This is a genomic window from Nitratireductor sp. GCM10026969 (assembly GCF_042660605.1).
In the GTDB taxonomy this organism is placed as follows: Bacteria; Pseudomonadota; Alphaproteobacteria; order Rhizobiales; family Rhizobiaceae; genus Chelativorans.
Genome location: NZ_JBHSUM010000060.1, coordinates 1 through 23,501, shown reverse-complemented (window position 1 = coordinate 23,501; position 23,501 = coordinate 1). Strand labels below are relative to the sequence as shown.

The window sequence follows — 23,501 nt, the reverse complement described above, 5'->3', positions numbered from 1 at the left end:
TGCCGCGCGTGGCCAGCCGCCGCGGCCCCCCGGGTCCCTCGTAGCGCGCGCCATCTCCGTCTGCATAGTAGAGTTCGCCCGTGAAGGGCTGCGACATCATGCCCGCCACCGCCGCGCCGTCGACGGTGAGCCCCACCAGCGTGCCCCAGAGCGGCAGGCCGGAGATGAAGGCGCGCGTGCCGTCGATGGGATCGATGACCCAGACATGGCTGCGCTCGGCGCCTTCCGCCCCGAACTCCTCGCCGATGATGCCGTGATCGGGAAAATCGGCCGCGATCAGCGATCGAATCGCCTGCTCGGCCGCACGGTCGGCCTCCGTCACCGGGTCGAAACCCGAGGCATGCTTGTTCACGACGTCGCCGCCCGCGCGGAAACGCGGCATGGTCTCCGCCGCGGCCGCGGCAGCCAGACGGCGCATGAAATCGAACGACGGAGTCGCGGACATGGATCTCCCCTTCAGCTCGGCGCGTTGGGCTCTCGGCACGGCTCGGACTTGACATTTGTGCAGCGCAGCATAAGCTATGATTCGGATGGTGATGCCATCCAATGCCCTCCTTGGGCGTTTCCTCCCTAGACTTATGACCGTATCGTGTAAACGATGCGGTCTCTTTTTATCCGGCTGCGGATCGCCGTGCCGCACGCCCTCGCTACCGCCCGGCGCCGCCCTATTCCGCCGCCATGGGCATTGTCGGCAGATGGCGGTCGGGGCTGGCCGTCAGGGCCCGTACGAATTCCGCCAGATCGGCGGCGAGCCGGTTGAAGCCATCCGTCCGCTGCAGTGTTCGCTCGTCCATGTAAAGTCCGCGATTGACCTCGATCTGCACCGCGTGCAGATGCTCGGCCGGACGGCCGTAATGCTCGGTGATGAAGCCCCCCGCATAGGGTTTGTTGTTGGCGACCCGATAGCCCTGTGCCGTGAGCAGCGAGATGGAATGCTGGCTCAGAGCCGCCGCCGCCGAGGAGCCGAAACGGTCGCCGACGATGAAATCCGGGCGCCCCTGCCCGTCCCCCACGCGTATGTTGGCGGGCATCGAGTGGCAGTCGACGAGAATGGCGTAGCCGAAGGTGGCGCGGGTGCGGCTGAGAAGCTCCGCAAGGCATGCGTGATAGGGCTTGTAGATATGCTCGATGCGCGACAGGGCCTCCGCCAGCGGCAGGCGTTCTTCATAGATGTCGTAGCCCTCGCCGACCAGCTTCGGGATGGTGCCGAGACCGCCAGCCACCCGCGGCGAGCGAATATTGGCGAAGGAAGGCACCGGTTCGCTGAACATGCGCGGGTCGAGTTCCCACGGTTCGCGGTTGACGTCCAGATAGGCGCGCGGGAAGTTGGCGGTCAGGAACGGCGCTCCGACACCGGCCGCCGCGGCGAAGAGCTCATCGACATAGCAGTCCTCCGAGCGCCTGATCGTGGCGGCATCGAGCCGGCTCATGGAGAGGAAGCGGGACGGATAGTGGCGCCCGCTGTGCGGCGAATTGAAAACGAAGGGAACCTGCTGCTCGCCCGGCATATGCACCTGGAAGGCCGGAACTTCGGAAAAATCCGCCGCTGCGCCCATCGACACCTCAACTCCTTGCCAAAACCCGGTCGTGCTATGCCCGAAAGCCTGCCACCCGGAGGGATCACTGTCCAGAACCTTTGCATGCGCGGACACGGGCCAACGCAATTCACTTGATATTTACCATGCCGGAATCATATGGCACTGGTATCCCGCAGTCTTCCTCAATGCGGGCGCACGGGGTTATGTTTCGGAAGATATGATGGCACGAATTCTTCTCGCGGAAGATGACGACGACATGCGACGATTCCTCGTCAAGGCGCTGGAACGCGCCGGCTACGAGGTGATCGACTTCGACAACGGCGCCGGCGCCTACGAGCGGTTACGCGAGGAACCCTTTTCCTTGCTTCTGACCGACATCGTCATGCCGGAGATGGACGGCATCGAACTGGCGCGGCGCGCCACCGAGATCGATCCCGACCTCAAGGTGATGTTCATCACCGGCTTCGCGGCGGTGGCGCTCAACCCCGATTCCAACGCCCCGCGGGACGCCAAGGTGCTGTCCAAGCCCTTCCACCTGCGCGACCTCGTCAACGAGGTCGAAAAGCTGCTTCAGGCGGCCTGAAGACATCGCTCGGCACCCGCCAACGTTCCTATTGACGCGGGCCCGGGATATGTGGTCTATGCGCGCGTCGGATGGGCGTGTAGCTCAGCGGGAGAGCACTACGTTGACATCGTAGGGGTCACAGGTTCAATCCCTGTCACGCCCACCATCCAGCCCAGGAAATCCAAGGCTTTCAGGTGGCACTCTTTCCGCCCTCGATTAGCTTCAGATCGCGGTGTGCACGCGCCGTGCACGCAAATAGGCGTCTCTTGGTGTACTTCTGGAGCTTCCGGATGACCGAATCCGTCGCACGCATTGCGTCAACCAGATATTCCGGATCGAACGCTTTATAGGCGTTCGCGGTGCGCGTTTCGTCGTGGCCGAGCCAGACGTCGTGCTGCTCCTTATCGATGTTCGTCCGCAAGGTTGTCAGTCGTTTCCGCAAACCCCGTGCAGGAACATGCTGACGGCCGATCGTACATGGCGCTCGATCTCGCGCCTGCCGGGCTGCCAGCCGGGAACCAGCATCGCGCGCAGATAAAGGTCGCCCTTCAACAGTTCCACGAGTTGGCGCGCGGCGAGGTTCGCGTCCTCGATGCGCAAAACCCCGGCATCGGCTTTCGTGCGCAGATAATCGGCGACCATGCGATAGGCGCGTTCCGGCCCTTTCTCGAACATCGCCTCCCCCAATTCGGGAAAGCGGGGCGCCTCGGCAATCACTACGCGGAACAGCGCAACCGCATCCGGCGCGGTTAGAGCGGAAAGAAACGCTGTTCCCACCCTGTTCAATGCTTCTTCGGGAGACGCTTTCGCCCAGTCGAGCGCGGAGAACTGCGTGAGCAGACGCGCTTGCGTGGCCTCCACCGTGGCGCTGAACAGCCCCTTCTTGTTGCCAAAGCGCTCATAGATGGTGCGGCGGGAGCCGCCTGCCGTTTCGATCACCATGTCGAGCGACGTTCCGTCATAGCCGTGCTTGAGGAACAGTTCCGTTGCCGCTTTCAGGATGGCGGCTTCGCGCCGGGCGCCGCGACTCGCCTTTTCTGGCATCCCCTTTTCCAATCCGGAGTCGTTTTCGCTTGACAAAGGTACTCTATAGTACCATTCCTGACAACGGTACTATCAAATACCATACTCAGACGGATTCGACATGCAGTCAGACACTCGCCGGCAGGACGGGGCACATCCGTGAAGATGCACGGACGGGCATCCCGGTTTCCGCGCATGCCGCGCAAGATGGCGGCCGCCGCAACGGTTTGCGCATCGATCGTCCTCGCAGGTTGCAGCGGGGAAGAAGGAACCCCCGCGGAACAGCCGCGGCCGATCGCCTGGACCCTCGTGGAAGCGGCTTCAGGACAGACGACACGCCGGCTGACCGGTGTGACGCGGGCTGCGCAGCGCACGGAGCTGAGCTTCGAAGTTTCCGGCGTCGTGGACGAGGTTCTCGTCGAGGCGGGAGAGCACTTTGCCGCCGGCGATATCCTGGCGACCATCAACGTGCAAAAGCTGGCCCTGGCGCTCGAACAGCGCAAGGGCGAACTGGCGGAAGCGCACGCGAAGCGGGCGGAAACCAAGCGCGATCTTGAGCGCAAGCAAAGGCTCCATGAAAAACAATGGATCGCCGACGCCGCACTGGACTCGGCGCGTGCTGCGCACGAAGCGGCCAGGAGCCGGGTGGCATCCCTGGCCGCCGCGGTTGAGCGGGCAAGGCAGGACCTCGCGGATGCGACGCTCCACGCGCCCTATGACGGCACCGTCGCCGAGCGGCTGGTCGAGCCCTCGCAGCAGGTCCCCGCCGGCCAGCCGGCCTTCCGAATTGAAGGACATGCCGGCGGCATGGAAGTGGTTGTCGCGGTGCCGGAAACGCTGGTCGACCACCTCAGCCTCGGCAGCATGCATGAAATCGGCCTGCCGACGGCGACCGCCCGACACTTCAAGGGTACGATCACCGAGATTGCCGCACAATCCACCGAAGGCAATGCCTATCCGGTCACCCTGCGCGTCGGGGCGCAGATCGTGGCCTGGCGCAGCGGGATGACGGCCGAAGTGGCGCTTCAACTTTCCGCCGGCGCGGCGGATGCCGATCAGCCGCTGGTCAGCATCCCGATCACCGCCTTTCTGCCCGAGGCGGGCGCGAAGGCCGTGGCCTTCCGCTACGACGGGGAAACAGGCACGGTGACGCGCGCACCGGTCACCATCGCGGAACTGACGGCCGCGCACGCCATCGTCACCGAAGGCCTCGCGCCGGGCGACATCATTGCCGCCAAGGGCGTGGCCTTCCTGCGCGACGGACAGCCCGTCACCCGACTTGGCGTGGGCATCGCCCGCTACAATCCCTGACCGCGCGAGGCGATATGAGCATCTCCACCCTCGCCCGGCGCTACCGGCCTGTCGTCTTCACCCTCGTCGTGCTGCTGATGGCTCTCGGCGTGCGAAACTATTTTGCCCTGCCGGCCCAGGAAGACCCGAAGATCACCATCCGCGAGGCCGTGGTTACGACGCGCTATCCCGGTCTTTCGCCGGAGCGCATGGAGCTTCTGGTCACCAAGACTCTCGAAGAGTCGATCCGCCAGATGCCGGAGATCAAGGAGATCCGCTCGACGACCCGCGCCGGCGTCTCGATCATCCACGCCGTCGTCCAGCAGCGGTACTTCGCGCTCGACCAGATCTGGGACGATTTGCGCGAGAAGGTAAAGGAGGCGAGCAGCCGCCTGCCCGAAGGAACGCAGACACCCGTCATCAACGACGATTTCGGTGACGTGGCGGTCGTGACCGCGGCGTTGACGGCCGACGGCTTCACCATGGGTGAGATGCACGACATCGCCAAGCACGTGCGCGACCAGCTCTATGGCGTCGCTGGCACCAAGAAGGTCGAATTGCACGGCGTTCAAGACGAGCGCATCTTCATCGAGGCCTCCAACACCCGGCTGGCCGAGCTCGGGCTTTCGACCGAGCAGATAATCGCCGCGGTACGCGCGCAGAACATCATCCGGCCGGGCGGCGAGATCGATTCGGGCGCGCGTACCTTCATCGTCGCGCCGACGGGCAATTTCGATTCGCTCGAACAGGTACGCGAGACATTGATTCCGTTGCCGGGCGGCAAGGGAACCGTGCCGCTGCGCGATGTCGCGACTGTCACTCGCGGCACGGTCGACCCGCCCCAGCGCACGGCCTATTATAATGGTGTCCCCGCCATCATCTTCGCCGTCTCCATGCTCGACGGCCACCGCGTGCTCGAATACGGGCCAAAGCTGCGCGACAGGCTGAGGCAGATCGAGGCGACGCTGCCCGTCGGCTACAAGCTCGACATCGTCACCTTCCAGGCCGAACAGGTGGGCAATGCTGTCTACGGCGTCACCAGCAACGTGCTGCAGACGCTCGGAATCGTGCTCGCCGTCGTCATCCTGTTCCTGGGGATGCGCATCGGCCTGATCGTTGGCTCCATCGTGCCGGCCGTCATGCTCGTCACGCTGGCCGTGATGGGCTTTGCCGGCATCCCGCTGGAGCGCATGAGTCTCGCCACGCTGGTGATCGCGCTCGGCCTTCTGGTCGACAACGGCATCGTCATCGCCGAGGATTTCAAGCGCCGCATGGAGGAAGGCGCCTCGCGCGAGACGGCGCTGGAGCGCACGGGGCGCGAGCTGGCATTGCCGCTCCTTTCCTCAACGCTGACGACGGTGCTCGTCTTTCTGCCCCTGATGCTCGCCGAGCACGAGGCGGGCGAATATACCCGCTCCATCTCGCTCGTCATTCTGATCTCGCTGATGACCTCATGGGTGCTGGCGATGACAGTCACGCCGGTTCTATGCCACCGCTTCATGAAAACCCCGGACCGGACCAGGGCGCCAGCCGAAAGGAGCGGTGTCTTCGCGGTGTTCGAGCGGGGCTACGCAAGCCTTCTGCGGCGCGTACTCCCCCTGCGCATCCCCTTCCTGGTCCTGATGTTCGCCGCCCTTGGCGCCGGTGGCTGGGCGATAAGCAAGGTACCGCAGCGCTTCTTTCCGGCCAGCGATCGCGCGCAGGTGCTGATCACCCTCGACCTGCCGGCCGATGTATCGCTCAACACCACCGATGCCACGCTCCGGCGCCTGTTCCCCATCCTCGCGGACGAGGAGCGCCTTCCCTATCTCGATGACTTCGCCGCCTATGCGGGGTATGGCGGCCCGCGTTTCGTTCTCTCGCTGGCGCCGCTCGACCCCGCGCCCAACAAGGCTTTCATCGTCGCCAATCTCAACACCATCGACAACATGCCCCGGGCATTGGGCGACCTGCGGGAGATGTTCCGTACCGCGTTTCCGGCCATTCAGGCACGCGTAACGGACATGTTCCTCGGCCCCTCGGATCCAGGTGTCTTCCACATCCAGGTAAAGGGGCCCGACGCCGCGTTGATCTACGCCAAGGCACGGGAAGTCGAAGACGCGCTTCGCGCCATCCCCGGCACCATCGACGTCTTCCAGGACTGGGAGAACCGCAGGCCCAAGCTCGTGGTCGACATCGACCAGGCGCGTGCCCGCCGCAACGGCGTCACCTCGACCGACATCGCCGACACGCTGTCGGCCTATTTCTCCGGCCAGGCGATCTCCGAATTCCGCGAAGGCGACGACATTTTCCCGATCGTCGCCCGCGCTGTCGATGCCGAGCGCAGCGATCTTAAGCGCATGGAGACGCTCGGCATCCAGCGCTCGTCTGGAGACGGGACCGTGCCGCTCATCCAGGTGGCCGATGTCAGGCTCACCAGCGACTTCGCCGCCATCCAGCGCGAGGACCTGACCCGCACCGTGACAGTCGAGGGGCGGCCGCTCGCCTTCTCGCCCGAGGATCTCGTCCCCCGGATCGATCCGGTGCTGGAGGAGCTTCGCCAGACGCTGCCGCCCGGCCATGTGATCGAGTATGACGGCATTGTCACCGACTCCGCCGAGGGCAAGGCCGCACTCGCGGCCAATGTGCCGCTGTGCATCGGCGCCATTTTCCTGCTCCTGATCGCCCAGTTCAACTCCTTCCGCCGGCCGCTCATGATCGTGGCGACCATCCCACTCATCATCATCGGCGCCGCCATCGGCCTGCATGCCATGGGAGCCGATTTCGGCTTCATGGTCATCCTCGGCATCCTGTCGCTCGCCGGCATCATCATCAACAACGCCATCGTGCTCATCGACCGCATCGATATCGAGCGGGAGGAAGGAGGGACGGACGGCGTGGAAGCCATTGTCGCCGCTTCGGCGCGGCGCCTGCGCCCGATCCTGATGACGACGGTGACGACGATTCTCGGGCTTTTGCCGTTGATTCTGACCAAGGATCCGCTGTTTTACGGCATGGCAAGCGTGATCGCCTTCGGGCTCGGTGTCGGAACGATCATGACACTCGGTGTCACGCCGCTGCTTTACGCGTTGTTCTTCGGCATCCGGTCCTCACGAATTTCCGGTGCAGCGACTGTCGACCCGTGAAGATGTGATCTCTTGCCGACCGCTCGGACCGCCCCTGCACCCGGATGTCAAATCTCCAGCACCGCATAGGCACGCCCGCATCCCTCAACAGGTGCGAGATATGGTACACCTGGTCGCATTCATGGTCGTGATTGCCGAGCACGGCGACGACCGGCACTGGCAACCCAAAGCGGTCTCTCACAACTGCATTTCGGCTCCCGGAAAGCGGGCATGCGATGAACACGCGTGTTTATGACGCAAAGACGCCATCTCGGAACCGGCATTCCAGCCGATCGAAGCCACTTGGCGGAGAGGTGATTCGCAGTGCTGGAATTTGCGTGCCTCCGAAAAGCGAGGGAGCCGCATGGACTTTAGAGAAGCACCCGGAAAACGGTGTAGCCGGCACCGAGCGCGACGGCGAAGGCAATGAGAGCAAGGAAACCGTCTCGCGTAATCAGGGCGAGCGCGAAGATGGCGATCGCTGTCCACGGCACCACGCCGGCAAACGGCACGACCTCCAGGGGCGGCACGGTCACCGCGACTGCGATGCATATCAGTGCGGCGAAGCGCACGAAAATGGGCTGGAATATCCATTGCAGCCGCTCGCGCAGCACGCGGTCGATCACGCGCGCGACGGGTTTGATATAGCCGATAACCTTGCGGAAGCGCTCCCGGTTCATGCTGCGGTCGAGCACGAAGCGGGGAAGCCAGAAATGCTCCATGCCTACAACAAGCTGGCCGGCGACAAGGATCAGTGTCAGTGCAAGTGCGGTGGGGACGCCGGGAACGCCGCCAAGCGGCGTCCAGGCGATGAGGGAGATGACAAGCATGATGGGACCAAATGATCTTCGCCCGACCGCGCTCATGATCTGCGACACGGATACATTTTCTGTGCCGTCTCCTGCGGCTGCTGCCTTGTCGAGGACCTTCTCGAGATTGTCGGGCGCGCTTCGGTCGGTCATATTTTCCTCGCCATTTGCGTCAGCCGCCGCATGGGTTGGTCCAGGCGATCGGCAGCCCTATCCATAGTGTCGCGACCAAGAATAAGCCCGCACTGAGCGCTGCACTTTCGGCAAGGAAGCGCGATTGGCGTACGCCATCGTCCGCTCCAACCTTCTCGCGACGAATATGCCGGAAAGCGAGGGCCGACCAGATTCCGACGGCCAGAATCGCCGCTGCAGTCAGCACCGTCAGACCGGCGAGCAGAAGCCGGAGCACTCCCAAGCCGAGAGAACCCGCTTCCACGGCCGCGCAGCCGGCACCCTGCGCCGAATAGATCGCGACGAAGAAAGCTGCCCACGCCACTGGCGGGAAGAGAAAACCCTTGGCGTTGGCCGGAAAACCGTATCTGGGCGCGGGAGCGAACTTTTCGTGCTTGACCATTGCGTCACCTCAGCGCCATCGGCGACAGATATATGACGGCGAAAGCTGCCAGTCCGACCACCGCAGAATAGAAACCGAGCAGCGTGAAGACGAGCGTGGAGACCTCCTTGTGCGGTACGACCCCGCCGAAGAGGAAGCGGGCAAGCGAAAAGAGCGCCGACGAAATCGCCAGCAGGACGTGCAGGGCGAAATAGCCGCCGATGAAGATCACCAGTGCCCCATAGGCATGGCTCTTCAGATCGAAAGGCAGTTCGTTCCAGGCCTCAAACAGCGCATAGGCGAGGCCGCCCAGAACCGGCAGGCTGAGGGCGAGGCCGAGAAGGATCGGGAGCCTGCTGTGGTGGCTGGCCGCCCAGTGCGTCAGCCCGAGCACGACCAGGGAAAGCATGGTGAGCGCCAACACGGCGATGGCGGGCATTCCGATCTCCGGAGCGAAGCCCGGCGGCGGCCACACTTCGGCGGAGGTCCAGAGATAGAAATAGGCGTAGACGAGCGAAGCAAAGATCGCCCCGTCGACAAAGACGAAGATCAAGCAGCCCAGCCAGTCATGCGCGCCGGTGCTGCCCGAGCCGATCGGAAGGGTGAGCCCGTTGCCGACGTCTTTCTCGTGCTTCTCGTGCGGCTCTTCCCATAGCCAGAACAGGAGGATGAGAAGGAAGGTGCCCGCGCCGATGGCAGCAATCCAGTATTTCGAGATCAGAAAACCGATGAAGGTCGCGGCGGTGGCGAGCGCGGCCAGGAGCGGCAGGAAGCTGGGGCTCGGCAGGCGCAGCACGTATTCCGGCGCGGCACCGACGATCGACGTGGCAAGCACCTCGCGCTTGCCTTCCTCCGCCGTTGGCAGATATTCGCGCGCGCTCTCGATGCGGTCGTGCAGGCCCGGTTGGTCCCACAGCGGATTATAGCTGGTGACACGGGGAATGCTGCGGATGTTGTAGGGCGGGATGGGCGACGGGTTTGCCCACTCCAGCCCTCCCGCCGCCCAGGGATTGTCGCCCGCCGGCTCGCCCCAACGCATATGCCAGATCACGTTGCCGACGAAGACGGCCGCACCGGCGGCGACCATGTAGGCGCCCAGGGTGGAGGTCAGGTTCAGCCAATCCCAGCCGATATCGGCGGGATAGGTGTAGACGCGCCGGGGCATGCCCAAGAGCCCGGTCAGATGCATCGGGAAGAAGGCAACATTGAAGCCGATGAAGAGCAGCCAGAAGCTGGTCCTGCCCATCGTCTCCGACAGCATCCGGCCCGTCGCGCGGGGGAGGTAGAAGAAGAACGCGGCAAAGAGCGGGAAGACCATGCCGCCGATCAGAACGTAATGAAAATGAGCGACCACGAAATAGGTGTCGTGCACCTGCCAGTCGAACGGCACCATTGCAACCATGACGCCAGTCAGCCCGCCTATGACGAAGATGATGATGAAACCTATGACGAAGAGGAGCGGCGTTCGCAGAAGCGGACGCCCCTCCCACAGCGTGGCGATCCAGGCGAAGACCTGGATACCGCTCGGGATCGAGACGGCAAGGCTCGCGCCAGCGAAGAAGGAAAGCGCCAGGCGCGGGATGCCGGTCGCATACATGTGGTGGACCCAAAGGCCGAAGCTCAGGAAAGCGGTGCCCACCACGGCCAGCACGAGCAGGCTGTAGCCGACCAGCGGTCCGCGTGCCAATGTCGGCAGCATCGCACTGACGAGACCGGCCGCCGGCAGGAAGATGATGTAGACCTCCGGGTGTCCGAAGATCCAGAAAAGATGCTGCCATAAAAGAGGATCGCCGCCGCGCGTCACATCATAGAACGGAATGTCGAAGGCGCGCTCCGCCTCCAGCAGGATGCTGGCGAGGATCAGTGGCGGGAAGCCGAAGATGATCATGAAGGAGACGGCGAGCATATACCAGGCGAAGATTGCCATGCGGTGGAGCGCCATGCCGGGCGCGCGCATCCTCAGGATCGTTACGATCAACTCCAGCGCGCCGGTGATGCTGGCGATCTCCACAAAGGTGACGCCGAGCAGCCAGAAATCCTGATTGATGCCGGGGGAGAATTCCTTGGTCGTCAGCGGCACATACATGAACCAGCCGCCGTCGGGCGCGGACCCGATGATGAAGCTGGAATAGAGCAGCAGCCCGCCGAACAGGAAACACCAGTAGCCGAAGGCACTGAGCCGCGGAAAGCAGAGATCCCGCGTGCCGATCATCGACGGGATGAGATAGATCGCGAAGGCCTCCATCATGGGCACTGCGAAGAGGAACATCATCGTAGTGCCGTGCATGGTGAAGAACTGGTTGTAGACCTCGGCCGAAAGCAGGTCGTTCTCCGGCACGATGAGCTGCGTCCGCAGGAGGAGCGCGAGCACACCACCGGCGATAAAGAACATGAAGGCGGTGAGGATGAAACGCCGGCCGATCACCGAATTGTTGACGGCGCTGATGCGGCGCCAGCCGCGCGGCTTCTCCCAGACATGCTGGAACTGCCTTTCGGCTTCGCGCCCCACCACTTCCGCCGCCATCGGCGAACGGAATTTTTCCGCCGCTTCGTTCACTGGAGGCTCTCCAGATAGGCGGCGATGGAGAGCCGCGTCTCGCGATCGAGATGCGGAAACTCCGGCATCTTGTTGCCGGGCTTCATCTGCTCATTGCGGGCGATCCAGGCGGCAATGTTTTCCCGCGTATTGTCGAAGGTGCCGGCGGCGATGGTGAGCCGGCTGCCGAGATGGGTGAGGTCGGGGCCCTCGACGCCCCATGCACCGCCGCCGCGAACCGTGTGGCAGACGACGCATCCGCTTGCGTCGAAAGCTTCCTTGCCGGCTCGAATGGCTGCCGTGGACGGCGGTGCTGCCGGCGCGCGCTGCCGCTCGACCCAGGCCTCGAACTCCTCCTGCGGCACGGCGACCGCATAGAAGGCCATCTGCGCGTGCGAAAGGCCGCAAAACTCGGCGCACTGGCCGCGAAAGACGCCAGTCTCCTCCGCCTCGACCACCAGGCGATTTGTGTGGGTCGGGATCAGGTCAATCTTGCCGGCGATCCGCGGCAGCCAGAGACTGTGGATGACATCGGAAGAAGTCAGCAGCAGTTCCACCGGCTGACCAACGGGCAGATAAAGCTCATTGGCCGTGGTGAAATTGCGGCTCTGGTCGCGTCGGTCGACATACTCTATATCCCACCACCATTGATGCGCCGTCACACGGATGCTGATCGCGTCTTCCGGCAGATCGGCACTCACACCGGAGCCCGCCCTGAGGCCGAAGACCAGCAGGATCGATAGGGCGACCACGGGAAGCGCGATGCCGCCGGCCACGATCATCTGCAGCGGCGGAATGCGCCAGCGCCGCGCGCGCTGGCGGAATACCGGATAGAGGAGCAGGGCGAGTACGAGCACGAAGATCGCCGTGCCTGCCCAGAACATCGCCCACCATAGATAGGCCACCTCGCGTGCGGCCGCACCGCTCGGCTGCAGCGCCGATTGCGGGCCCGTGCAACCTGCAAACAGAAACAAGGCTGCGGGTGCCAAGCCGGCCAAATGCCGGGTAAAGGCCGCTGGCGGGATCATCGGCGCCGACACCTCGTCTTCTTCGGGAAAGAGGATCACCGGCTGCTTGCCGGCCTTCACTATCCTCCCCCCGTATCGGTTCCGGTACCTGGCTGTTCCTCCTCGCCGCTGTCGTCGGGCTGCTGGTAGCGACCGCCTTCCTCGAAGCCGAGTTCGGCGGCGTAGTTCTCGATTCCGCTCAGCGTCTCGATATAGGCGACAATCTCCCACGCCGTCTTGCGCGGCAGCATGGAAGCCCAGGCAGGCATGCCGTTGCCGCGCCCGTGCATGATGCTGAGGTAGATCTGCGCCGGCTCGCCGCCATAGATCCATTCATTGTCGCTGAGCGGCGGCCCCATGCCGCCACCACCGAGCGGAGCGTGACAGCCGGCGCAATTATAGGCCGCGAAGTGGCGCTCGCCGGCGGCGATGGCATCACTATCGCCGGAATAGGGATTCTCGATCTGCGGATCGACGCGCGCCGTTCCGGGGAAGAGAGTCGTCGCTGGAACGAGGATCGAGCGCCCATCGCCGGTCGGCAGGCGGCTTTCCCAAATGCCCTCCGGCTCCTCTATGTCCGGCGTAAAGGTGCCGGCAGGCGACCGTGCCTGCTGCGGCTCGACAGGTTCCGCCGGCGCTGCAGGCGCATCCGGTCCTGCGGGTTCGGTCACTTGGCCCGGCTCGGCCCCGTCGCCGGGTTCGCCAGGCTCAGCCGGCTCCACAGCTTCAGCGGGATCGGCCGGTTCGGCGCCATCGGTGGCCTGCGCAAGCTCGGTGGAACCAGTGGTCTCGGTTCGGTCCGTGGCAGCCTGCTCCCGTACCGTCGCAAGAGGGTCGATCCGCGTGTCCGTCTCGGCGGTGTCATCCGATTGGTCGCAAGCGACGATGACGAGCCCCAGCGCCAATATCGCACTGCTCCGGCCGCTTGCCCGCATTCTTGGAGTCATTTGCCTGCTCCTTGATCGTGCCTCTTCACCCGTCCACCAGCGGCACGCCGTATTCCTCGAGCACGGCGTCGATATCGTCCTGCCGGCGCTGCAGGAAATCGTCCAACTGCTCCTTCAGCGCCTGGTCATCCTTGCGCACGCCCATTGCAATCGAGAAGGCGAAGCGGAGAGATGAGACTTCCTCGGTGTCGGTGATCGGCACCGCCCTCATGGCGACCGGCGCCCGGGTGGCGAAGTAGCCGCCGAGCGGCCCCCAGACTGCAGCGACGTCGAGCTTGCCCGAAGCCACCGCGTCGATTATGCGCGCCGGCGGGTTCGGCTCGCGGTAATCGCCATAGATCATGTAGCCGGAGACATTGTCGACGATACCCTGGCTGCCCAGCGCATGGGCGGGCGGGGTGTTGGCGCCGTCGTCACCGATCAGGTGCACGCCAATTTTCAGCTCTTTCAGGCGCGGATCGCTGATGGAGTGGAGATCGAGGCCACTTTCGTCACGATAGACGTAGACATAGGTCGAGCGGTAATACGGCTCTGTCGTCTCCACCAGCTCATAGCCCGCTGGCACGCCCATTATGACGTCGCAGTTGCCGGCCTTGAGCGTGTTGCGGACGAAGCCGCGCCGCTGCGCCCACCAAGTATAGGAAAGCTCTACGCCGAAATCCTCGGCGATCATTTCCGCTATCCTGTTCTCAAAGCCCCCGCCCTCTTCGTTCGAGAAGGGCAAATTGTTGGGGTCGGAGCACACCCGCAGCTGGCGCATCTCGGCCGCCGCACTTTGAGCAAGCACGACACTGGCAAAGGCGGCGGAGAGCCCGACGCAGACCCGTTTGTTCAGATGGGATACCGTCATTGCCCTTCCTCTCCGCCGGGCGTGGGTTCATCAGGTGCTGGCGCCGGAGGTGCAGGCTCGGGCGGCGTCTCCGCCTCGGCACCCTCCCCCTGCTCCACGCTGGGTTCGGCATCGGTGCCCTGTTCCGTCGGCGGAAGTGGAGCTTCGGTCTCCTCTTGCGGCTCAGGAGGTGCGGCGTCAGTCGCAGGCTCGGTATCGGCCGGTGGAGCTTCTTGCGGGGTGGTATCCGCCCGCTCCTCGGGCAGAGCGAAGACGTAGAGCGTGCCGCCTGGACCGGTGTGCTGCGGCAGATCCTGCATCGCGCCGACGAAGCCGAGCGCCCCGAAGGGCACGTTGGTGTCGAGATCGCCGGCCACGACCGCGCCGGACCACCCACCGACGCCCGCGAGCACGGCGACATATTGCCTACCCTCCGGTCCCTGATAGGTAATCGGCTGGCCGATAATCCCTGAATCGACGCGGAACTGCCATAGAAGCTCGCCCGAGCGCGCGTCCACCGCCTTGAACCAGCGGTCCATGGTTCCATAGAAGGCGACGTCGCCCGCCGTCACAACGGTGCCGCTCCAGACCGGGAAATTCTCCTCGATCGTCCAGACCTTCTCGGCGTTGACGGGATCCCAAGCCATGTATTCGCCGCGATAGCCGCCGGGACCGGCATACATCTCCACCTCGGCGCCGACGAAGGGCGTGCCGGCAATGTAGTTCGTCTCAACCACCTTCATGTCCATGCAAAGATGCTGGTGCGGCACGTAGACGAGGCCCGTCTGCGGAGAATAGGCGGAGGGCTGCCAATCCTTCGCACCGGGGGCGGCGGGGCAGATGTCGCGCGTGATCTCGCCTTCCTTCGGCTCCTTCTCCGCCACCTCGATCGGCCGGCCGGTCTCAAGGTCGATGCCGCGCGTGACGGTCACATGCTCGTATTCTTCCGCCGAGAGCACCTCGCCTGTCTCCCGGTCCACCACATACATGTGGCCGTTGCGCTCCGGCCGGATGAGCACTTGTCGCATCTGGCCGTCGATCTCCAGGTCGACCAGGATGTTCTCGTTCACCCCGTCATAGTCATAGAGATCGTGAGGTCCCCATTGATACGCCCAGCGCGCCATGCCGGTGTCCGGATTGCGCGCGAAGATGGAAGCCGCCCACTTGTTGTCGCCCAGCCGCTGGTTATGGTTCCACGGGCCGGGATTGGCGGTGCCGTAGTAGATGAGGTCCAGCTCCGGATCGTAGGAGATCCAGCCCCACACCGTGCCGCCGCCGATCTGCCAGCGCTCCGGCGGCCAGGTCTTCACGCCGAGGTCAGGCTCGGCATCCTGGGGATAAGGCGGCTGGAAGTCCTCGCCAATGAGCACCTCCTCGTCCGGCCCGGTGGAATAGGCGCGCCAGGCGATCTCGCCCGTTTCCACGTCGAGCGCGGTCAGCCAGCCGCGCACGCCCATCTCGCCGCCGCTGTTGCCGACCAGAACCTTGTCCTTCACCACCAGCGGCGCCATGGTCATGGTCTCGCCGCGGTTGATGTCGCCTAGCTTGGTCTTCCAAACTTCTTCGCCGGTTTCGGCGTCCACGGCGACCGTATGGTTGTCGAGCGTGTTGTAGAAGATCTTGCCGTCGAGATAGGCGGCGCCGCGGTTAACCACATCGCAACAGGCGACGCCCTGCGCCGCACGGTCCGGCTTCGGCTCGTAGGACCACTTCACCGAGCCGTCGGCGAGGTCTAGGGCGTAGAGGATATTCGGCCACGGGGTGACGATGTACATCGTGTCGCCCACGACGAGCGGCGCGGCCTCATGCCCGCGCACCAGCCCGGTGGAAAAGGTCCACGCTACCTGCAGGTCCTGCACGTTCTCGGCGTCGATCTGGTCGAGACCGCTGAAACGGGTCGAGGCGTAGTTCTTCGCCGGCATCACCCATTGCGTGTCGTCCTGGGAAAGCTCGATCAGGTTTTCATTGGCATGAGCGCCGGAAAGAAAGGCGCAAAAAAACGCGGCTGCGCTGACGGTTGAGGCAAAGCCACGCCCTCCGGCAGGAACTGCGCTGCCCGTGGCCGGTTTGGCGATGTTCATTATCCCTCCCTGTATTGCGTTGCCGGACCGCCACCGCCTTCCCCCGTCGGGCAGCCCGGATCGGTCCGAAATGTCTCTGACGAGGGCGGAACAATGTCGGCTGGGGAAAGTTCCGGCAAAACGTCCTCTCGGGGACATTGACTTCCAGTTGCCGAAGAAACGGGGATGAAATGCGCGCAACAGCGACCGTTGCAATGGCCGCCATGGCCGTCACCTTTCCCGGTACGACCGCAGCGCTCGCCGGAGGAGACTTCGAACTGGGCCGGGCGAAATCGCTGCAGTGCGTCGCCTGCCACGGCGAGCGGGGGATGACGCCCAATCCAATGTTTCCGCATCTGGCCGGTCAGAACGCCGCTTATCTCGAAGTACAGCTCGAACACTTCAGGACGGGCCAGCGGTACAACGCCATCATGACCCCCGTCGCCGAGGCACTCACGCGCGAGGACATCGAAGATCTCGCCACCTACTTCAGCTCCGTCGGTCCGCTGGCCGATGCACCATAGTCCGCGCCTCGCACCGAAGGAGCGGGAAACAGGGAGGAGCCGTTGCTGCAACCGCCGACGCTTTCGTCCCGGGCTTTCGCTTCAATGTCCCAAGCCCGGCATTGCCGGCGGTCCGCTCGACAAGGTTGGTTGCTGATGGGCGCCTGTGCGCGCCACGACCGGGGCTCCCGCCGAACTGATGGACCTCACCTTCGCGGCCTCGATCCGCAACCTGCCAGATCCCAGGAAGGAGGTTTTTGATGAAGCACCCGCTGACGCATTCCGCGGTCTCGCTCGCCATGGCCTTGAGCTTCGTTGTCCCGCCAGCTGCGGCGCAGCAGCAGCCGACCGAGCCGGAAACGCCGCCGGAGGCGCAACAGGAGGAGGGGCAAGCTGTTTCGCAAGCACAGGGCGGCCAAACGCCCGATTGCGGAAGTCTGCCGGACCATGAACGGCTCACATCCGTGCTGCGGGAGGTGGTGGCGCCAAACGATCCATCCGTCAACGGCGGTCTGGGCAATCACATGTGGGCGGTGGTGGTGAACCGGCAAGGCTTCGTCTGCGTGGTCACGCACTCCGGAGAAGAGTTCGGCGAGCAGTGGCCGGGTAGCCGCGCCATCGCCGCCTCCAAGGCGTATACGGCGAACGCGTTCAGCCTGCCGGCTTTTGCACTGTCGACAGCCAACCTGTACTGGCCGACCCAACCGGGCGGCCCGCTCTTCGGCCTTGAGGCGAGCACATCGGCTTCGAGCGTGGTGCACGAGGGTTCAGCCGAGGACTGGGGTACCGAGCGCGATCCGCTGGTGGGGCAGCGCGTGGGCGGCGTGACAGTATTCGCAGGCGGGCTTGCCCTCTATGCGAGTGAGGGTGAGCTGGTCGGCGCCCTCGGCCTCAGCGGCGACGAAGCCTGCACCGACCACGTGATCGCCTGGAAGATGCGCGATGCGCTCGAGTCGGACCACGTGCCGGACGGCGTGACGGACGCGCACAACGACAACATCATTCACGATCTCACCGTTGATCCCGGCACCGGCAGACAGACGAGCCCGAGCGGCTATGGTCATCCGACTTGCAGTCCTACGGCTGAAGGAATCGTGGAGGACTTCGAGGAGACTCACCCAACAGACGGTGCTCCATAGCGACCCTAGATTGTGCATTGAGAGAACCCCGCACCTGGCAGCCCAGGTACACTCGTGGTCCGGTTTTTCGAGCGAAGCTTTCGATCGCTGTATCGCAGCGCTGATTGGCGTGCGTGGTCATGGCGCTGCCGTGTAATATCTGTCCCATAGCTGACCACTTTGATAGGGATCAGCTAAACTGATTCCATCACATTGTGGGTCTAGACACCTGGTGTGGATTCCATCGCCGCAAGCGATTCTGCGCTGCTGCCTGCGAACCTGTCGCTCTGAGATCAGCCGCTCGCCATCTGACGCTTCAGCGCGTCCGACGCTGGCCCAAAACCGATACGGCAACCTTCCGCCCTTCACCATTTGCCAGCATGGCGAAACCCATGTCGGTCACGTCCTGTTGGAGTATGGTCCCACCATCCTGCGGATCGCTGCTCCATCTCTCGATGAAATGGCGTATGTCCGCGGCTGTCGGCAGCGTTCCGCAGCCGCCGCAGGCGGCCGCGAGCACTCTGAGACTGCTCCAGTCTGCTCTCTCCCCTTCCGGCAAAAGGTCAAACAGGTTATCCGGCCGGTCGACCAAGCTTTCATCCGTGCCGCCTTCTGGCAGTAACTGTCTGGCCGCCTCGCTCAGCGCGTCGCTCGGTTCGACGTGATCCAGCCCCTCGCGTTCCCGCGCCCTGTTGGCCGCCTGCACGGCCTCTCGCGTCTGCTCGGCAGGATCCAGCGCAGCCGGCTCCTCATCCGGTGGGAGCCCCGGCGGTTCGCCGGGGCCGGCAAAGGTCTGCACGGCATAGATTGTGCCACTATCGCCGGCGATTCCGAAGCCGAAGTTTTCGAGCCCCTCCGCCAGAACATTCTCGCGGTGTTCGGGGCTGTTCATCCAGCCTTCCTGGAAACGCTCGACTCGGTCCAGGGTAGGTGGAGTCGGACAGCCGGTGCAGGTGGCGATGTTCTCCGCCACCAGTTTCCAGCGGCTACCGCCCTGGTCGCGATAGCGGTCCTGTACGGTCTCGCCCTCGGGAGATACGTGCGCGTAATAATTCCTTTCGAGCATGTCTTCGGCGTGATTCTGCGCCGCCTCATCAAGGAGACCGCTTCTTTCGAGCGGATCGAGGGCGTGCTCCTCGCGGGCTTCATTGACCAGCGAAAGAGCGCGGTCGCGGAGCTCTTCCAACCCCACCGCTTCGGCTGATGTCGGCGCGGCGTATAGCGTCACGCACAGCGTGAGCATTAGCGGCAAGGCGCGGAGCGGGAGCATCGGACCTTTCCCTCGCGAGCGGCGGCACGCTGAAATCTCAGTTGGCGATCGGGCACCTGCCCGCCTAACGCATGGCCTCCTCGACATCCTGGCAGCGCATCCACCATCGCTGGTCGACTGCCGCTTCCCGCAGCTGTTCGACGACGCCTTCGCCCGAGCCCGACAGATCGACCATACAGAGCCTGTCTCCATCGCTTTCCAGAACACTTATGTTCACGTTCCGACAGCCCTCCGGCATGATATCCCCACTGCTGCCCAGAACCTGCTCGAGCTGTTGTTGTTCCGGACAGGCCGGGATGGAGCCTTGGGCCACGGCGGCTGCGGATGTCATGGCGAGGGCCACGATACCGAATAGGATTGAGCGCATCCGGTTGTTCCTCCTTTGCAGAATACAGATCGTCGTGTCCGGACCGGGCACTGATTTGGTGGCCCGGCCGGGGCAAGCCGCCGATGCGAGCACTACCCCGTAGAGCAGTGCGAACTCGCTCCGGATGGAGCGGCAGGTTGCGGATCCTGACCGCTGGCGTGCCTTCACGGCATCGGCGCTAATGCCGGCGGGCGGGTGCCCTTTACGGGCCTGCTGTGCAAGCAGCCGCCCTATGGCAGCATCCGGGCCATCGAGCTGATCGGTGGCCTATAGCCGTACAGCGGTCCGTCAACTTTCGGGATGCTATGTCGAAAAGCTGCCGTTCCGCTGCCGACCTTAACTAGGTCATTAGTGGCCAACTGCCAATTTTCCTGTAAGCCGACATTGGAGCTGCGTCGGAAAGTCGCCGGTGCGGGCAAGCCAGAACTGCGGACCCGCTTACCGCCGGCGTCCCTCATTGAGGCGTTCCAGCTTTTCTTTTCGTTTCACGATATTTTTGTAGTCCCACTGATGACGCGGGATTCTTCGAGCCACAGCTGCAACTGATCGCGATCGATGTCAGCGGGAGTTGTGAAGCGCTTCCCGGCTGCCCTGAATTTGCCTTCCGTATCCAGGCCCTGGGCCGTGAACGACTGGCCACTCCAGAATAACAAGCGAATGCAATTCTTCAGCTTGCTGTAGCCAACGATCGGTCGCGTCATCAGCCCGAGCGGAGGTGGTGTGCAGCGCGGCTGGCGGCCACCAATGCATCACGCTGAAGACACACCAACTGACGATCATCGATTGCCGACACACGCATATGGCGCACGAGCATAAAAAACCGAACCAGCATCTTTTGGGATGCTAGCATCTTCGGCGGAGAACTCTGTCGTTTCTCACAGCTAAGCTCAGCAACCTGTCATAATGCGTTCAGTGAGACGTCCGTGGTCTTGAAACAACCGTCCGTTCGGGCGTTACTCTGAAGCTGGCCTCGTTACTTGACTATCCTGAAAGTTGCCGTCTTATCCATTGCCGGAACGTCCTAAAAGCCGGGCGGTTCTTGCTGTCTGCCCAGCACAGGTAATAGTGGCGCGTATTCTGTGCTGGCCACCGGTCGTCGCTGAATAATTGCACCAAGCGCTCACTGGTCAAATAAGGCGCAGCATAAACATGGGGCAGCCATGCCACGCCATGCCCGTCAAGCGCCGCAACAAGCGTCAGCGCGCTAGGCAGCCGGGTAATCCGTGTATGAGCTTGATGGGCTACGCCATGATCATCGAACCAATTGGACATTTCGATGTCCCGGTCCTCATCCAGAATCCACGGTAGCTTGGTCAAATCCTGAGGTGTTTGAATGGAAACAGACTCCAGAACCGAAGGCGCCGCCACGACGACATCCCTACCTTCAAGAAGCCGTTCGCAGTTCACCCCCGGCCAGTTACCGTCACCATGCCGGACAGCGGCATCGAAATCACCTAGTGCAAGATCATGCACTGTCGCATCGGCATTGATGCGCAGATCGATTTCCGGGTGACGCTGCACAAACTCACCAAGGCGTGGCAGCAGCCAATGTTGGGCGAAATGCGGCGTCACGGTGATATTGAGGATGTTTTCGTCGCGCCGAAATTGGTCGATATCACCGGCAATCGCCCTGAAATTCCTGAGCAGATTTTCGGCCAAGTCTGCGGCTTCCGGCAACATGACCAGACGATTGCCGGAACGGGTAAACAATTTGCGCTGCAAGCGGTCTTCCAAGCCTCGTAGATGCTGACTTACTGCGCCATGCGTCACCTTGAGCGTATCGGCAGCAGCACCGACAGAGCCGGTTTCATGGACCGCCGCGAAAGCGCGAAGGGAATTCAGCGGCAGCCAAGCGATATCGTTCCGTTTTGTCATGATAGAAAAACTAACAGTAACAAAGCTTTTCTGACAAGCCTTAAGCTCCATTAATTGTTAGATTCTGCAGATCATTAGACGGAGGTAAAATCAAGATGTCATACAGTTTTTCTAACTATCATGCTGAGAATGTCTCCACCCGCCAGGTTCCTGCTTCCGGCATTGATCAGGAGGCAGTTCACCGAATTCGCCACCAGGGACGGATCGAGCGGGCGAAAATTGTTCGTCAGTGCTTTGCAAGACTCAAGCGCATTGCCACGGCAGCTCACTTCGGCGGGGGCATCTCGTGAACCGTCCAGTCAGCGACGTGCAAGCATTTGAAGCCCACGCAACTGACGCCGACCTCGACGATCTTCGCGCGCGGCTGGCCGCGGCGCGGCTGCCGGAGGCCGAGACGGTCTATCGCGCCGCGCCCGGCCCTCGCCGATGGGAACAGGGCGTTCCTCTCGCCGACCTCGTCGATGTCGTGAACTACTGGCGCACCGAGTATGATTGGCGGACGTTCGAGGCGCGCCTCAACCGGATCGGCCAGTTCCGCACGACCATCGACAATCTGGGAATCCACTTCCTGCACCGCCGATCCGCCCGCGCAGGCGCCACGCCCCTGATCCTGACGCACGGCTGGCCAGGCAGCGTTGCCGAGTTCATTGATGTCATAGACGAGCTGGCAGATCCGGAAGATCCAGACACGCCGGCGTTCCACGTCGTGGTCCCGTCGCTGCCAGGGTTTGGTTACAGCGACAAGCCGGCCACCACCGGGTGGGGAATCGAAAAGATCGCGGCCGCATGGGTGGAACTGATGGGAAGGCTCGGCTACGGCAAGTTCGCAGCCCACGGCGGCGACTGGGGAGGTGTGATCACCACGATCCTCGGCGGCAGGTTCCCGGCTCACGTTCTCGGCATCCACACGACGCTCGCACAGGCACCGCCAGGGCTGACGACGGACGGGCTGACGGCGGTCGAGCGCAAATGGACCGAGGAAACCCGCGACTTCTGGCGACACCGCGCGACGTACGCGAAGCAGCAGGCGACCCGACCGCAGACCATCGGCTATTCGCTCGTCGACTCACCGGTCGGGCTTCTTGCCTGGATCCTCGACAAGTTCGCCGAGTGGACAGATACCGAAGACAGCCCGTTCGAGACGATTTCCAGAGATCGCGTTCTTGACGACGTCACCCTGTACTGGCTGACGCGGACCGGCGCATCGGCGGCCCGCATCTACCACGAAAGCCACGGCGGTGTTAACGCGCTCGACCCCGAACTTCGGGTCGATGTCCCGTCAGCAATCAGTATCTATCCCCGCGACATCGAGAAATGTCCGCGTGCGTGGGCACAGGAGCGGTACCGACAGATCGTCCGATGGAGGACGCCCGAGACCGGGGGACATTTCCCGTCGCTGGAGGTTCCCGGGTATTTCGTCAGGGACCTGCAAGAAGGCCTCGCGGCAGTGCTGGCCGCTAGCGGTCGTTGGTCATGACATTGTCGACGCTGGCGTGAAGGCGTGAGACTGATCAGCCCCACCCAGGTGGTCCAGTTTGATTTTTAGTGCATGACCGGCCTGCGGTCCATCGGGATGATGGTTTTGCGGCCGGTGGGCGGTAACTCAATGCGCTATGATGTGGTCTCTTGAAGTGTTTCCTCCATTGCTCAATCAGGATTTGCGCTTCACGCAGCCCGTAGAGATCTCGCCGTCGAGCAATTCGTCGCAAAGTCGGGTGGTCCTCCCCCAATGAAGTGGTCCATACAAACAAGGATAAAGCGGATGCCCGTTCTGCGGAAGGCTGAGGTCAGCTCCGAGCGACGGCGTCCGGCGCCAGACCGATCTCCTGCCCGACGCGAGAAGGTTGCAGTCCCATCTGCGAAAGACTACTTCTCCGGCATGAACGCATTCGGCTGAGGGTTGCCTTCTTGATTTCGCTCCCCGATCGCTGGTAGAGACAATCATCCCTTACGTTTTGTCGCTCTGACCGCCGGCCCGGCCGAAAGGTTGCGAGCCGCGTGAGCTTGATATTTGAGGAAATGCCGGACTGCATTGACCGTGAGCACCTGTCGCGGAGGACGCAGAGACATCGGCTTTGCGGAGGTGGCGCGTGACGACATGGCTGCA

The 23,501-nt window shown here is 63.3% G+C and carries 21 protein-coding genes, 1 tRNA gene and 1 pseudogene; 8 read left to right on the top strand and 15 right to left on the bottom strand.

The window, feature by feature from the left end:
* On the bottom strand, positions 1-445 hold a 445-nt coding region (locus ACFP9U_RS13690), incomplete at its 3' end, for an inositol monophosphatase family protein (protein ID WP_378622196.1).
* Positions 446-665: 220 nt separating this feature from the next.
* Positions 666-1,556, bottom strand: a complete 891-nt coding sequence (locus ACFP9U_RS13685; RefSeq protein WP_378622197.1) for an N-formylglutamate amidohydrolase — start codon at positions 1,554-1,556, stop codon at positions 666-668.
* Positions 1,557-1,758: 202 nt separating this feature from the next.
* Here ACFP9U_RS13685 and cpdR point away from each other — a divergent pair, with 202 nt between their 5' ends.
* Positions 1,759-2,121, top strand: coding sequence for a cell cycle two-component system response regulator CpdR (cpdR, locus tag ACFP9U_RS13680; protein WP_159588443.1), 363 nt, complete (start codon positions 1,759-1,761; stop codon positions 2,119-2,121).
* A 73-nt stretch (positions 2,122-2,194) separates the two neighbouring features.
* A tRNA-Val gene (locus ACFP9U_RS13675) sits at positions 2,195-2,269 on the top strand.
* Between the two features lie 24 nt (positions 2,270-2,293).
* On the opposite strand, the gene ACFP9U_RS13670 is transcribed toward ACFP9U_RS13675, so the two are convergent.
* Both ACFP9U_RS13670 and ACFP9U_RS13665 read right to left on the bottom strand, forming a co-directional pair.
* Positions 2,294-2,524 (bottom strand): hypothetical protein, encoded by a 231-nt coding sequence (locus ACFP9U_RS13670; RefSeq protein WP_378622194.1) that lies wholly within the window; start codon positions 2,522-2,524, stop codon positions 2,294-2,296.
* 5 nt (positions 2,525-2,529) lie between these two features.
* Positions 2,530-3,147, bottom strand: a complete 618-nt coding sequence (locus ACFP9U_RS13665; RefSeq protein WP_378622192.1) for a TetR/AcrR family transcriptional regulator — start codon at positions 3,145-3,147, stop codon at positions 2,530-2,532.
* Between the two features lie 174 nt (positions 3,148-3,321).
* Here ACFP9U_RS13665 and ACFP9U_RS13660 point away from each other — a divergent pair, with 174 nt between their 5' ends.
* Positions 3,322-4,437 (top strand): efflux RND transporter periplasmic adaptor subunit, encoded by a 1,116-nt coding sequence (locus ACFP9U_RS13660; RefSeq protein WP_378622191.1) that lies wholly within the window; start codon positions 3,322-3,324, stop codon positions 4,435-4,437.
* 14 nt (positions 4,438-4,451) lie between these two features.
* Positions 4,452-7,541, top strand: a complete 3,090-nt coding sequence (locus ACFP9U_RS13655) for an efflux RND transporter permease subunit (protein ID WP_378622189.1) — start codon at positions 4,452-4,454, stop codon at positions 7,539-7,541.
* A gap of 350 nt (positions 7,542-7,891) precedes the next feature.
* Here ACFP9U_RS13655 and ACFP9U_RS13650 read toward each other — a convergent pair whose 3' ends face one another.
* From ACFP9U_RS13650 to ACFP9U_RS13620, 7 genes are read right to left on the bottom strand one after another with little or no spacing between them, the layout of a single operon-like run.
* Complete coding sequence (locus ACFP9U_RS13650; protein WP_378622187.1) at positions 7,892-8,482, bottom strand: exopolysaccharide biosynthesis protein; 591 nt, start codon at positions 8,480-8,482, stop codon at positions 7,892-7,894.
* Positions 8,483-8,501: 19 nt separating this feature from the next.
* Positions 8,502-8,903, bottom strand: coding sequence for a hypothetical protein (locus tag ACFP9U_RS13645; protein WP_378622185.1), 402 nt, complete (start codon positions 8,901-8,903; stop codon positions 8,502-8,504).
* A 4-nt stretch (positions 8,904-8,907) separates the two neighbouring features.
* Positions 8,908-11,439, bottom strand: coding sequence for a cytochrome c oxidase subunit I (gene ctaD / locus ACFP9U_RS13640; protein WP_378622183.1), 2,532 nt, complete (start codon positions 11,437-11,439; stop codon positions 8,908-8,910).
* A complete protein-coding gene (gene coxB / locus ACFP9U_RS13635) occupies positions 11,436-12,506 on the bottom strand; it encodes a cytochrome c oxidase subunit II (protein WP_378622181.1) in 1,071 nt (356 codons plus the stop codon). The genes ctaD and coxB overlap by 4 nt, the downstream gene beginning before the upstream one ends.
* Entirely contained in the window at positions 12,506-13,372 is an 867-nt protein-coding gene (locus ACFP9U_RS13630; RefSeq protein ID WP_378622179.1) for a c-type cytochrome, read from the bottom strand. The genes coxB and ACFP9U_RS13630 overlap by 1 nt, the downstream gene beginning before the upstream one ends.
* A gap of 25 nt (positions 13,373-13,397) precedes the next feature.
* Positions 13,398-14,222 (bottom strand): substrate-binding domain-containing protein, encoded by an 825-nt coding sequence (locus ACFP9U_RS13625; protein WP_378622177.1) that lies wholly within the window; start codon positions 14,220-14,222, stop codon positions 13,398-13,400.
* The gene (locus ACFP9U_RS13620) at positions 14,219-16,282 is read right to left on the bottom strand and encodes a methanol/ethanol family PQQ-dependent dehydrogenase (RefSeq protein ID WP_378622174.1); all 2,064 of its coding nucleotides are present in this window, start codon (positions 16,280-16,282) and stop codon (positions 14,219-14,221) included. The genes ACFP9U_RS13625 and ACFP9U_RS13620 overlap by 4 nt, the downstream gene beginning before the upstream one ends.
* 170 nt (positions 16,283-16,452) lie before the next feature.
* On the opposite strand from ACFP9U_RS13620, the gene ACFP9U_RS13615 reads away from it, so the two are divergent.
* The gene (locus ACFP9U_RS13615) at positions 16,453-16,785 is read left to right on the top strand and encodes a c-type cytochrome (protein ID WP_378622171.1); all 333 of its coding nucleotides are present in this window, start codon (positions 16,453-16,455) and stop codon (positions 16,783-16,785) included.
* Positions 16,786-17,024: 239 nt separating this feature from the next.
* The gene (locus ACFP9U_RS13610) at positions 17,025-17,903 is read left to right on the top strand and encodes a GlcG/HbpS family heme-binding protein (protein WP_378622170.1); all 879 of its coding nucleotides are present in this window, start codon (positions 17,025-17,027) and stop codon (positions 17,901-17,903) included.
* A gap of 295 nt (positions 17,904-18,198) precedes the next feature.
* On the opposite strand, the gene ACFP9U_RS13605 is transcribed toward ACFP9U_RS13610, so the two are convergent.
* From ACFP9U_RS13605 to ACFP9U_RS13595, 3 genes are all read right to left on the bottom strand, one after another.
* The gene (locus ACFP9U_RS13605) at positions 18,199-19,152 is read right to left on the bottom strand and encodes a CAP domain-containing protein (protein WP_378622168.1); all 954 of its coding nucleotides are present in this window, start codon (positions 19,150-19,152) and stop codon (positions 18,199-18,201) included.
* Between the two features lie 64 nt (positions 19,153-19,216).
* Entirely contained in the window at positions 19,217-19,519 is a 303-nt protein-coding gene (locus ACFP9U_RS13600) for a hypothetical protein (RefSeq protein ID WP_378622167.1), read from the bottom strand.
* 981 nt (positions 19,520-20,500) lie between these two features.
* Positions 20,501-21,445 (bottom strand): LysR substrate-binding domain-containing protein, encoded by a 945-nt coding sequence (locus ACFP9U_RS13595; RefSeq protein ID WP_378622165.1) that lies wholly within the window; start codon positions 21,443-21,445, stop codon positions 20,501-20,503.
* Between the two features lie 44 nt (positions 21,446-21,489).
* On the opposite strand from ACFP9U_RS13595, the gene ACFP9U_RS13590 reads away from it, so the two are divergent.
* Together ACFP9U_RS13590 and ACFP9U_RS13585 are read left to right on the top strand one after the other, a co-directional pair.
* A complete protein-coding gene (locus ACFP9U_RS13590) occupies positions 21,490-21,684 on the top strand; it encodes a hypothetical protein (RefSeq protein ID WP_378622164.1) in 195 nt (64 codons plus the stop codon).
* Positions 21,681-22,871 (top strand): epoxide hydrolase family protein, encoded by a 1,191-nt coding sequence (locus ACFP9U_RS13585; RefSeq protein ID WP_378622162.1) that lies wholly within the window; start codon positions 21,681-21,683, stop codon positions 22,869-22,871. The genes ACFP9U_RS13590 and ACFP9U_RS13585 overlap by 4 nt, the downstream gene beginning before the upstream one ends.
* A gap of 65 nt (positions 22,872-22,936) precedes the next feature.
* On the opposite strand, the pseudogene ACFP9U_RS13580 reads toward ACFP9U_RS13585, so the two are convergent.
* A pseudogene (locus tag ACFP9U_RS13580) lies at positions 22,937-23,108 on the bottom strand (IS3 family transposase); the annotation flags it as partial.
* Positions 23,109-23,501 lie beyond the last annotated feature (393 nt).